The organism is Paenibacillus sp. EB106-06-01-XG199 (assembly GCF_058791575.1).
Window position 1 is genome coordinate 874851 of record NZ_JBYTDQ010000003.1, and the last position, 13176, is coordinate 888026.

5 protein-coding genes are annotated in these 13176 nt (G+C 55.3%); 1 reads left to right on the plus strand and 4 read right to left on the minus strand.

Annotation, left to right across the window (positions count from 1 at the left end; all coding sequences use genetic code 11):
• Positions 1-33 precede the first annotated feature (33 nt).
• The 3 genes from AC3WT9_RS14735 to AC3WT9_RS14745 form a co-directional block, all read right to left on the minus strand.
• Positions 34-4221 carry a UvrD-helicase domain-containing protein gene (locus AC3WT9_RS14735; RefSeq protein ID WP_342480500.1) on the minus strand — a complete coding sequence of 1396 codons (4188 nt, stop codon included), beginning with the start codon at positions 4219-4221 and terminating at the stop codon, positions 34-36.
• Complete coding sequence (addB, locus tag AC3WT9_RS14740) at positions 4218-7739, minus strand: helicase-exonuclease AddAB subunit AddB (RefSeq protein ID WP_341095548.1); 3522 nt, start codon at positions 7737-7739, stop codon at positions 4218-4220. Before addB ends, AC3WT9_RS14735 begins: the two co-directional genes overlap by 4 nt.
• A 395-nt stretch (positions 7740-8134) precedes the next feature.
• Entirely contained in the window at positions 8135-9535 is a 1401-nt protein-coding gene (locus AC3WT9_RS14745; protein WP_341095553.1) for a class I SAM-dependent rRNA methyltransferase, read from the minus strand.
• Positions 9536-9633: 98 nt separating this feature from the next.
• On the opposite strand from AC3WT9_RS14745, the gene AC3WT9_RS14750 reads away from it, so the two are divergent.
• The gene (locus AC3WT9_RS14750; RefSeq protein ID WP_341097760.1) at positions 9634-10623 is read left to right on the plus strand and encodes a Na/Pi cotransporter family protein; all 990 of its coding nucleotides are present in this window, start codon (positions 9634-9636) and stop codon (positions 10621-10623) included.
• Between the two features lie 181 nt (positions 10624-10804).
• Here the strand turns inward: AC3WT9_RS14750 and AC3WT9_RS14755 are convergent, their stop codons facing one another.
• A complete protein-coding gene (locus AC3WT9_RS14755) occupies positions 10805-13042 on the minus strand; it encodes an Ig-like domain-containing protein (protein ID WP_492407694.1) in 2238 nt (745 codons plus the stop codon).
• Between the last annotated feature and the right edge of the window lie 134 nt (positions 13043-13176).

A 13176-nucleotide genomic window follows, 5' to 3' on the forward strand; every position in this document is an offset into this window, starting at 1 on the left:
GGTTAGTTTTTCAGTTTATCTTCTATAGTAGATTTATAGTTTCAGAGCATGTCCGCCGTCAAAAAAGTACAGCCAAATCTCGCTGACCGGTTCGCCTAAAATATCATTCAGCGCCTTGCTGTACAGCTCCAGCTGAAACCGGTACTTTTCCTTCAGCCCGTCCAGTCCGCCTTCATGCTCCAGCACGGCATCACTTTTATAATCCAGCAGAATCAGCCGTCCCTCCTCGCGGAACAGACAGTCAACCACCCCTTGAATCAGCACTGCTTCGTCAAGCGTCCGGCGGCCGTTGTCCATTGAAAGGTTAGAAAGTTCTCTGTCAAAATAATCAAGTCCCCGGTAGGCTTCGCCTGCCGGAACCATGTAACTGAACGGCTGCTCTCTGCGCTTCCATGATGCTCCCAGCAGTCTTTGCCCAAGCTCACCGGCGTAAAAGGCCTCCACTTCGGCAAGGTCAACCGCCTCCGCCTGCTCCGTGTTCAGAATGGCGACCCGGGTCAGCTGCGCAATCACAGTTTCCAGAACAGCACGGTCCACAGGCCCGTCCAGCGGGACATGCTGCATCACCGTATGGTACGCCGTTCCACGCTCTGCCTTTGACAAGCCCCGCTTCTCCATAAACTTTGGACGCCGCAAATGGAGACTCTCCGCCAGTGCAGTACTGCGGCCAGACCCGTTACCCCGGCTTGCAGAATACCCTTCTTCGAGCAGGTCATAGGAAGGCTGTTCCTCCATAGACAACATGGCCTTCAGCTCCGTCACCGATGTTTTGGCCGGAATGCCGGATGCTGCCGCGAATGGATACTCCCATTTCAGTCTTCCGGAGATTTCTGTTTCATCCGGTGTTCCTAGTGAACGCAGTGCACTGCCCGTGCGAAGCGCATCCTGGACAAGCCGCCGTTCTTCACCTTTTGCAGCATCATCCGCCGTGCCGGCAAAAGAACCTGACCCAAGTCCGGAAGCAGCCTGTACAGAGATGCTCCAATTGGAAGCATCGCCATGCAGCACCGTTGAGACAATGCCTTCCGCTCCCGCCAGCTTGCGCAGAATAGCTGCGCCGGGGTGACGGATCAAAGCGGGACCTACCCAATCCAGATAACTGCGGCCCCGGGCCAGCAGATGATCAGCCAGCAGCAGTTCCTCGCGGCCCTGCATACCCGTCCAGCCTGAAACGGCACGCGGTAAATCCCTTACTGTGCCGACGAGGATCATTTTGTCTCTTGGGCGGGTCAACCCGACGTAGAGCACACGCATTTCCTCCGCCAGCAGTTCCAGCCGCGAGCGGCGGTTAATAGCCAGATAGGGGAGAGTCGGATAGCTGACACGCGTCTCCCGCTCTACAAACCGCGGGCCGAAGCCCAGCTCCTTGTGCATCAGGAACGGGGAATACAGATCCTGCCGGTTGAAGGGCTTAGCCATCCCGGCCAGAAAGACAACCGGAAACTCCAGGCCCTTGGATTTATGAATCGTCATGATTCTGACGCCACCGGCTTCCTCACCGCTTCCCCCGGCAACACCCAGATCGCCGCCGTTCTCCCGCAGCCGGGAGATAAACACCAGGAAGCGGAACAATCCGCGCGCGGAGGTATCCTTCTCGAACTGCACCGCCCGGTCGTACAGTGCTTTAAGATTGTTCTGGCGTTGAAATCCGCCGGGTAGGCCGCCCACCCATTCCAGATAGCCGCTCTCGCCGTAGATGCGCCAGATCAACGCACTGAGACTGCCCTGACGGGCTGCATTTCTCCAACCCTCTAATAATACTGTGAAAGCTTGCAGCTTCTTCCGCAGTGCAGGCGGAATCTGTGATACCGCTGCTTCATCGGCTCCCCATCCGGCGCCGCCTAATTGCAGTGCACCGGTTAAACCACCGGATTCAAATTCTTCTGCGGAAGCTGCAGGAACGTTATTATGGGGGAATACAGCCGCAGCAACCTCAGCCGCAGCAGTAAGCTCCTGTTCAGCCATAATGACTTCACCGGTACTGCCCGCAGGCGAGTCACCTGCAGCCGCCATCAGGGCATCATAGAAAGAACCCGGGCTGCATAGACGAACCATCGCCAGCTCTTCCTCACTTAAATTGACTACAGGTGAGCGCAGCACCCCCGCCAGCGGAATATCCTGACGGGGATTATCCACTACTTGCAGCAGCGACAGGGCAATTTCCACTTCCGTTGCCTGGAAATACCCCTTGTTCTGATCGCCGTAGGCCGGAATGCCTTCCAGGCGGAGCTCCTCGATCATCAGCGGTGTCCATATCCGCGCAGAACGCAGCAAAATAACGATGTCGCCGTACACTACAGGACGCATGATACGCAAGGACTTGTCATAGATAAGCAGCGGCGCACCGCCAGTCATCCCGGTCATCTGCGAGATACGCCGGGCGATGGCCCGCGCTTCCAGCTGCGCCGTCTCGCTCTCGATGGCTTCGCTCTCCTGGGGAGGAAGCTCCCCGTCTTCAGCGGCTTCCTCCATGCGGCCCGCCGGTGCAGTCCCCCGGTCAATCAGCAGCAGCTCCGGCGCAAAATAAGTATCCGGACGGTTCTCCTCCGCTCCCGGGAAATTCGCCCCGTAGACCAGCTCGGCACGTTCATCGTAGCTGATCTCTGCAACGGTCCTGTTCATGATCTGGCGGAAAATCATATTGACGGCATTCACAACTTCCATCCGGCTGCGGAAATTACGCGCCAGATCGATCACCGAGCCCCGGGCAGCAGCTTCTCCGCCCTGCTCTTCCTCATCTCCGGGAATCCCCTCTCGGGCAGCTCCGTTATTTGACGCACCAAAGCTGAGATACTTGTCCAGAAACAGCCCCGGCTCCGCCAGGCGGAAGCGGTAAATACTCTGCTTCATGTCGCCGACCATAAACCGGTTGCCCGGCGATTCGCGGGAGATAAGCCGTACGATCTCTTCCTGTACGCTGTTCGTATCCTGGTATTCATCCAGCAGTACCTCGTCGAACTGCTCGCGATATTCCATTGCCGCATCCGATGGCAGCGAATGGCCCGGCACAGAATCAGGATGGCGCAGAATCTGCAGGCAGTAATGCTCCAGATCGCTGAAATCGACCAGACCGCGGCCTGCTTTCTCAATCCGGTAACGTTCACCGAACTCGATGACCGTCTCAGCGAGCTCCTGCATCAGCGGAGCCGCCTCATGCAGCTCCGCCAGAAAAACCTCGGCTGGCCGCCCAAACAGCGATTTTTGCAGCTCCAGCAGGCTCTTCTTCACATTGTCCCGCAGCTCCTTGACCGTCTCCTGCAGTCCGGGGTCGGTTGCATCCTTCTTGCAAGCCTTAAGCTTTCCAAAGGATATCTCTATGAAAATATTATAGAGCTCTGCCCAGGATTTATTTAGCAGATCATCCTGCAGCGCCCGGACCATTTCCAGATCCGCAGTCAGACTCTCCGCATAGGGAGCCGGTCCGCCGGGCTGCAAGGCGATTTCATGCCCCTGAATAAGCTGGCTGGCCGCTCCGTCCAGCGTAAGCTTCGCCTCGGCAAGAATACTCTGCACCCAAGCCGTGCGGCTCAGAGCTTCCGTGTCCGGCAGCGAGAAATCAGCCGCAGTATCCCTCAGCCACTGTGCCGGCCAGGGATGGCTGCGGGCAAAATCATGCAGCCGCTGGACCAGCGCATGCACCGCATCATCGGTACGCTCGCCGCTGAACCAGTCTGCAAGCTTTACAAAAATGCCATCTTCTCCGTCTTCGGAGACCTCACCGTATTTCTCTTCCAGCAGCTCCTCCAGCAGCTCTTGACGCATCATCTCTGCCTCATGCTCATTCAGAATCCGAAATCCGGGGTCAATGGGGATCTGCTGATAATAACGCCGGATAACTTCCAGGCAAAAGGAGTGCAGGGTCGTGATCGACGCTCTCCCCAACAAAGCAAGCTGGCGGCGCAAGTAGTCATGGCCCGCTGCTCCGCCCTCTTCCGCACCCTCTTGCTCCTCCAGCTTCCGCTCCAGTGCCTCGCGGATCCGCTGCCGCATCTCGGAGGCTGCCGCCTTCGTGAAGGTGGCCACCAGCAGACGGTCCACGCTGAAGCCGTTCTCCTCGTTGCTGATTTTGCGGATGATCCGCTCGACCAGTACGGCTGTTTTGCCGGAGCCTGCCGCTGCCGCAACCAGAATATCATCGCCGCTCTCGGCAATAGCGCGCCATTGATCATCGCTCCACAGGCTGCCTTCCGGCTTGGCCTCTATTTCAGCTCTAATGCTCATGGCTTCTCTCCTCCTTTATGGGACAGCAGATCCCAAATCACGTCTTTGCCCGGCTTGGCAAGATTGTTATAGCCATTGCCCTCCACAGCCTCATCAAACTGGCATACCGGCCGGAAGGAACAGAACGTGCAGGCTGTTTCCTGCTGAATCCGGTAGGGCTGAATCGCCACATCGCCTTCAGTAATCCGCGTCCCGATATCGGAAATATTGCTCCGCACCGAGGACAGCAAATGCCCCCACTGCTCAGGCGTGGCTACAGAGGCGCTGCTGTAAAAGCTGCCGTCGCTCTTCAGCGCTACCGGCACAATTGAGGAATGCCCTTTATCGAGCGTAGTATCCATTAGTGAAACGACCTCACGGTCCGCAGTCAGCAGACCCTTCATTTTGAACCGTTTCAGAAGCTCCTGCTCCGCCTGCTCACGGTTCAACCCGTTTGGCGACGAAAGCAGCGGATCATGCACATGGAAATAAAGGGTTCCTGCCGGAAGCGCAGCCTTGCCCAGCCACTGCTCGGAATAGGTGAGCAGCACATCGAGATAAGTCAGCATCTGCAGCGACAGCCCATAGTACACCTCATGCAGCTTAAGATCCTTCTGGCTTGATTTATAGTCAATAACCCGCAACAGAACTCCATGCTCTCCTTCGGCCATATCAACACGGTCAATCCGGCCCACCACCTCCATTACACAGCCGTTAGGCAATGTAATTCTCAGCGGCGGGAGATCTTTACCCGGGCCAAAATCCAGCTCCAGCCCCACCGGCTCGAAGCTGCCCCGGCGGGCATGCTCGCCGAGGATCACGGAAGCGCGGCCGACAATATTCTTCAGTTTGCGGGAAATGTAGCCGTAGCGTTTGCTGCTCATCAGAATTTCGCCCTGCAGAAGCGGTGACAGCTTGTCTACTGTCTCTCCGGCTTCCCGGCGGCACTCCTCAGCCGTCAAGCTCCCCCAGCCGCGGCCCTGCTCCTGCAGCCGCTTGGCCATATCGCTGAGCGCGGCATGGAAGAGCTGTCCAATGTCCGGCGCCTGCAGCTTATAGAGCTGGCGTTCTTTCAGCCTTAAGCCGTATGAAGCAAAATGGGAGAAGGAGCAGGCAACGAACTTCTCCATACGCGACACGCTGCCGCGCAGTGTTCTGCCTCCGTATAGACGGAGGCTGGTCTCCCGCTTGAGCGGAATGCCGTCATTGCGGTAGAACAGCGAACCCAGCAGCTGCTGCAGCTTCGGACTCCAATGCTCATCCTCCGCGAACCAGTTATAGACATCCCACCACAGTCCGGGGATTTCCACTCCCTGCCGCCACTGGCGCAGCTGCATAATCAGCATGCGCAGACTTTGTCCGGGATGCCCCACAAAGCCCAGATGCAAAGCTTCACCTGCATCGGTTTCGTCAGGAGATACTGCTGCGGGGAACCCGGAAAGGGACCGTTCTTGCAAAGCATCCGGGAACATGCCATGCAGCTGGCGGATGATTTCCGAAGGCAGTAGCGCTTTGCCCTCTTCATCGGCTGTGGCATAGCTGATCCACAGTCTAGTGCTGGCCGTTGTCAGCGCGCCATAGATCAGGAAGCGCTCATCGAGCAGCTTGCGTGAGGATCCCGGAGCCAGCTCCATTCCGCTGTTCTCCAGCAGCAGCCGTTCTCCCTCGGACAGGATGCCATCCTCTTTGAACTGTGCAGGGACAACCCCTTCGTTGAATCCCAGCAGGAAAGCATATTTCACACCTGAAACCCTCGTCCGGTCCATGCTTCCGACCAGCACCTGATCCAGAGCAGGCGGAACCAAACCCATCTTAAGCTCGCTGAGTCCGGTCTCCAGCACCCCGGCAAACAGCTCAAATTCCATTCTCTCTGATCCCATCATTTCCGCGATCTGATCCAGTAAATCGAGCACTGCATCCCATAACTGGCTATGTTCCCGCGCACGTTCCGGCTGTCCCAGTTCAAGCGCCTCTCTGCTCAGCTTCTCCAGCTTCCGGGCGGTATCTGACTCCCGGAGCAGCAGGTACACCGCTGTACATAGCTCCAGCCCGCTGCGGCTTTTCTTGACTCTTTTCTCAAAAGCATACAGCGGACCAGTAATGCACTCCCGGCACCGCTCCATTTTCAGAAGCAGCTCCTCATCCACAATCCGGCTGCCTTCCAGCGAAAGACTGGGGATTCCTTTCCAGGAACGTCCATCGGTCCAGCGGTATCCATGGATGCCGCAGGCCAGCACATAATTCTCCAGCCCGTCCATATCCTCGCGGGTAATACTGCCGTCAAGCGGAAGCAGAAGCTCGGTCTTCACACAGCGGAACACATCCTCATACCGCCAGCGGCGGCGCACCACATCAAGTGCGGACCGTATAAATTCCACCAGCGGATGATGCAGCTCATTCACCTTCTGGTCCAGGAAGAACGGGACGCCATAGTCTTGAAACAACGGAGTAATCAGCTGCTCATAATCTGAAATGTTGCGCATGAATACAGCCATCTCGCCGTACTCCGCCCCTTCATCCCGGGCCAGCCTGATCATTTCACGCAGCGCGCCCTCGACCTCTGTTCTACGGGAGACTGCAGCGCTGATCGTGATGGCTTCCGCAGCCTGCCCGATATCGCCGCTCCAGCGGCTGCGGCGGTGAAATCCGCGCTCCAGGTGAGCTAAGGCCGGACTACCGGCGAATCGCGGAAGCACAGGCGGCGCCAGCAGCTCGTCCCAGACCGCAAGGCCCAGCTCTTCAGCCATCCCGCGCAGCTTGATATACGTAACTGCGGAGGGATGAAACAGCTCCAGTTCATGCGGCTGCAGCCCCGTTGGATAAATCCGGTCAAGCGTAAGGGCCACTGTCACCCCTGATGCATGCTGCATCAGTTCGCGCAGCACCATAAATTCCTGCGGGGTAAAACCATGGAACCCGTCTACCCAGATCTCGGCTTCTCTTATGTAAGAGGAATCCGCAATATGCTCCGCCAGTTCAGCCAGCCGGTCTTCCTGATCTATATACAGCTGTGACATTTCCTGCTCCAACTCGCTGAATACGATATGCAGATCATCCAGCTTGCCGGCCAGAATCGGACTGCTTCCTATGGCCTCACGCATTCTTGCCAGCTGTTCTTCCAGATCGGAAGCGCCCAGGCAGCAGCGTTTCAGCTCAGTATGCAGTGCGCTGAGCCGTTCCACAAAGCCCGGTCTGTCGCTTGAAGCGCCGAACAGCTTCAGCTCTTCCTTGCGCCGGTTGATGATCTTGTATATCAGCATTTTTTTGCCTTCTTCGCTGATGGGCAGACTGGCGCTGCCCCCGGTCTCCTGCTTCACCCGGAATGCAAGCCGCGAGAAGCTCAAGGTCTGGGCCCGGATGCTGCCCTTCACGCTGCCTGCTGCCAGCAGGCCTCTCTCCGCCCCGAACGAGCCCTGCTCCGGAACAAGTACAATGATCGGTGCGCCCAGCGGTTCAGACTCCAGCTTTGAGGATACCGTTTCCCATATTCTTGTTGTCTTGCCGCTGCCCGAGCGGCCTATCAAAAAGTTTACCGTCATTGCAGTAGACTCCTTCCGTGGCCAAATCTATGAATACAACCGGTATCAAATTTCTCAACCCAGTTGATGAATCCGTCCCAACATTATAGCATATCTCTTCCAAACGGAACATACGTTTGCCATTGTTTTCAAGTTTCAGCGGATGGATATCCGCATGTACAGCACAAAGAGACTGCCGCGTTTTTAAGCTGCTTCAGTCTCTTGATCATTCACGGTAATATTCACAACTAAGCATGGTCCAGCTTCGCTTCCCTCCCCTTTCTTCATCTGCAGCGGTTCCAGCCACCGGGCCGCCTCTTCCTCAGAAGAGAACGCCAGAATGATTATCAATGAAAAATGAAAAAAAGAGCCTCTTTACAGAGACTCCCCCAGAGCTGGCCTATGGGCCGGGTTCGTTATTTCTTGCTGCGCACTTCGAAAATGGCAAATTTCAGATAATGACCTTCGTCGACACCGAGAATTTGCGGATGGTCTTTCCCCGCGGCCCGCCATTCAATCAGTCTCAGGACCTTACCGGCATCCTTCGCCGCTTCGGCAATAGTATCCAGGAACAGTTGCGGCTGCATGTGGTAAGAGCAGCTTGCCGTCACCAAATAACCGCCCTCATTGACCAGCTTCATGCCGTGCAGGTTAATATCCTTGTAACCACGGCAGGCACCGGCAACAGCACTTTTGGTTTTGGCAAACGCCGGCGGATCCAGAATGACGACATCCCATGTGCGTCCGCCGCCAGCGGTCATCGGCTTCGCCGTATCGGCCTTGGCCGCCGGCTTGGCTCCCGTCTTAGCCTCCACTGCACCGGTTGCCCGCTCCGTCCGCTCTTCCAGCCCTTTAACCTGATTGCGCAGAAAAGCAAAAGCATCATCCACCACAAATTCCACACGGTCTGTGAATCCGTTCAGTTCCACATTGGCCTTGGCGCTTTCGATCGCGTGGGCGGATACGTCGAGGCAGGTAACCTTTTTGGCTCCGTATTTGCAGGCATGCAGTGTGAAGCTGCCCGTATGCGCGAAGCATTCCAGCACTGTCGCACCGTCCCAATACGGGAAGGTGACCGGCTTGCCGCTTTTGTTCACCGGCAGGGTCTGAACGAGACCTTCATCCGTCTCGAGCTCCTGCAGCGTAATTCCGCTGCGGCCGCCCCAGCCTTTGATCAGCGGAGCGATGGAGGCTCTATTCTCGCGCTGGTCGAAAAAGTAGCCTGTCTTCTGGCCTTCCTCGATATCCACGATTACCTTCAGACCGTTCTCGCTTACAGTAATGTGGCGCGGACATTCCCCGTAGAGCACTCCGGTTCTTTGCTCCAAACCCTCCAGCTCCCGGACAGTAACATCACTGCGCTCATAAATCCCGCGTGGATTCATCACTTGAACCAGTGCCTCGACAATCTCTGCGCGGCGCAGATCCATGCCCAGCGTCAAGAGCTGAACGACAAGAATCTCGCCGAAACGGTCAATAATCAGGCCGGGCAGAAAATCAGCTTCGCCGTACACAAACCGGTACGCGTCTGCTCCCGGCAGAAAACGTTCCCGATGCTGCAGGCAGCTTGAGAACCGCTCCGCGAAAAAGGCCGTATCCATGATGGCCAGCGGACTCTGAGAGAGAATTCTCACCCGGATTTGCGAAGCCGGATTATAATAACCTGCACCCAAAAAACGCCCCTGGTGATTAAGCACATCCACCAATCCGCCTGCCTGCGGTTCTCCGTCCACCGAGGCCACCTCGCTGGCGTAGACCCACGGATGACCCTGCTCCAGTCTTTTCTTGCGGTTTCGTTCCAGAATAACCGATGCCAATGACTTCAACTCCCTGTTCTAGTTAATGATTTCATACATGTCCACTGCAATGCTTTCATATATTGGTGTACAACCCCCGTTCAAAGGAGCCTATCCTTATGATCCGCGACCTGCTGTTCCCTATTATATATGGTCTAGTTATCTTTCTTGCCGGCATGAAGGTTATGGAAGCCGCGCTGTCGCGGCTTGCTGGACCCCTGCTATCCCGAGGCCTGCATAAGGCCACATCTACGCCAGTAAAAGGCCTCATAGCCAGCAGTCTGCTGTCGGCACTGCTGCAGAGCAGTACTGCCGTCACGGTACTGACCATCGGCATGGTCAATGCCGGCCTGCTTACCTATGCCCGGACCCTGGGCATCATTCTCGGCAGCAACATCGGCACCTGCTTAACCACCGAGCTGATTGGACTGCAGATCAGCACGATGGCCACGCCGCTGCTGGCTGCCTCGCTCTGCGTCTGGGCCGCGGCAGTCATGATCGGCGAGCTGCCGCCCTACTCCTGGCAGGCGGCAGAAGCCTGCCGTAAAATCTCCGGGCCGCTTCAGTTCATCAGCCTGGCGGTGGCCGGCTTCGCGCTTGTCCTATGGGGCATCGCCGTCATGCAGTCGATCAGCCCCGCGCTGCAAGCCAGCGGACTGTTCCGCTGGTTCCTTGGCCATGCTGCCACAAGCGCTCTCTGGGGGCTTGCCGCCGGAGCCTGTCTGACCGCAATGCTGCACAGCAGCGCGGCGGTGATCGGGATGGCGATGGGCTTGGCTTCCACCGGCGTGATGCCGCCGGAGCTGGGCATCGCCATCGTGCTTGGCGCAAATGTCGGAACCTGTGTCACCGCCGTAATTGCCGCAATCGGCGGCTCGCCTTCCGGGGTGTTCGTCGCCTGGTCGCATGTGGCGCTTAACGTCGGCGGCGCACTGCTGTTCCTGCCCTTTATAGGGCCGCTGCAGAGCCTCGCCGCCTGGATCGGCGGCGGTCCCGCCGCACAGCTCGCCCATGCCCAGACAATCTTCAATGTGGTCTGCTCGCTTGGGGCATTGCCGTTATGCTACCTGCCGCTATGGTCCAGGCTTGAGCAGCGGCTCCAATCATAAAGCACCTCATGGGATTAGCTTCAGCTATGGCTTCAGGACGTATTCAATCGCTGTATTATTATACTTCAATCAGCCCTGCAGTACTAATGCAATCTCCATTCAGCCTATACAAAAAGATCTGCAGGACCGCCATAACAGCGGTTCTGCAGATCTTGTTCATTTCATCTGGGTTGCAGGCAAACTATTTCACCTTAACGGATACCGTTATGGTTTTATTGTTCAGCTTGCCCTTAATTGATGCTGTTCCTTTGCTTAATGCTGTAATGACGCCGTTAGCATTCACTTTCGCCACGGCTGGCTTGGAGCTTGTCCATACCACGTTTCCAGTAACATTTGCCGTTTTGCCGGTATCGTACTGTGCCGTCACCACTACGCTCTGAGTTGCTCCTGCAGCCAGAGCAAGTCTGTTCTCACTTACAGACAACTTCGTAAGTTTGGGAATAACGGTGATTTTGACAGTGGCGGCAATTCCTTGATAGGAGCCTGTCAGCGTTGTTGATCCTTCAGTAACAGCCTTGACGGATGCCCCTTTCACTGTAGCTACCGCCGGATTGGAGGACTCCCAATCCATTCCGCTGGAGAAATTCGCCGTTTTCCCGTTGGAGTAATATCCGGTTACTTTAATTGTTTTGGAGCCTTTGATGTTCATATCAAGTGTGCTTGGCTCCACAACCAGCTTCACAACCTTTTGCTCAATCGTTACCGGAATGCTGATACTCTTGTTGGCATAAGTTCCTTTGAGAGTGGCATTGCCCTTGGCCAATCCTTTAGCAGTCTTGCCGTTTGCCGTCTGCTTAATGATGGCGTTGGTTCCGCTAACTTCCCATTCAATCGTCTTGGATACATCGAGCTCGTCGCCATTTTCCAGCACGGCCTGAATCTCAGGCAACGGCTTCTCTTCGCCGATGACAAGACCCAATGCACCTTCAGGTCCGATTAGAACAAGCACTTTATTCTGAACTATTACTTTTTGTACAACAGTTTTGCCCCGCACAGCAGCAGATGAAGTTATGTTACCTTCTTTGATCTTACCAGTGATGGTTACAGTGCCCGCCTTGCCGGCTACAAGCTTGCCATCCTTAATTAAGGCGATCTCTTCATCGGCCGAGGTCCACTCGATCTCATCACTGAAATCCATCTTTGTGCCGTCAAGCTTCGTTCCGTTTACCTTTGGCAGGCTTACGGAATCCGCTGTGTAGATCTCCTGCTCGGCCTTATCAATGCTGAGTTCGGTGAGTGTCGGATATACAGTCAGTTTAAACGATTTGCTGACTCCTAGGTTTTCCGCTTTAACGACCGTACTTCCAACCGCTTTGGCCGAAACGATCGCAGCCGCATTCTCCGTGGTCGATGTGTCTTTAGTTACCGTTGCGGTCAGCTGATTGTCAGAGGTCCATACTGCGTTTGCAGATTCATTCCTAGTCGAATTCACAGCATTTCTCATTTCAGCTTTAACCTTCAAGCTCTCTCCCATGAACAGGGACTGATCACCTGAGGGGTCCAGCAGCAGCGCCTCGTAAGGTGAGCGTACATACACATCTAACGATTTGGAAACACCGAGGTAACTTGCTGTAATAACAGCCTTACCAGTGGCCAGCACTGTGATTTCCCCGGCTTTTACCGTTGCAACACTCTCATTGGAGCTTGTCCATGTTGCCAGATCGGCAACATTTTTTTCGGGGCTGGTTTCAGTCGCCTTAGTTGCCGCTGTTAATTTTACCGCAGCGTCTCCGACCAGCATTTCAAGTTCCTGGACAGCTACGTCCTTCTCTTTCAGCACAATTGCCGAATATGGCAGCTGTACTACTGCCTTGAAGGTGGCGGTCAATCCTTTATATTTAGCTGTAATTGTTGCCTTTCCTTCGCCAACCAGCGTGATCTTTCCGCCAGTAATAGTGATTACACTTGTATTCGAACTGCTCCATTCGGCATCAGTTGTCACATCTTTAACAGATGTTGCCGACTCTCCGCCAACGGCTTTTGCTTTAACGAGCAGCGTTTCCTCGCTGTCGCCCAATTTATAGTTTCCATCAGAGCTGCGCTCCAATGTTAATTCCTTAAAGGGATGGGTAACAGATACCTCAAGGGTAGCTATCGCATTATTATATGTAGCCGTGATCATTGCCGAACCGGTGTTGACCGGCGTCAACAGACCGTTGATTACTTTAACTACATCGGTCTTGGAGGAGCTCCATACGGTTGCACCGGTAACATCCCTCTTGGATGAAGAACCTTCTACGCTTGCATATACTTTGAGCTGCTTGGGCGTCTGCCCGACGGTCAGTTCCACTTTTGCCGAACTTTCGAAATCAATCGAATTGATATCGCCTGTAGCTGCAAAGACGTTTACCGGAAAAGCCACGGCAGCGAGCAATATCATAACTAGTAGCATCTTTGTCATTTTCCTGTACACAGTCATCTGTTCTCTCCTTAGGCATTAAGTTTATATTTCCACACTCTTCCACTATATCGACAATTACACCCTCACTGTTTACCCTATTTCCTATTTATTTTCAGTTTCCGCTGAATTCAGGACTTTTCGACTATAGAATC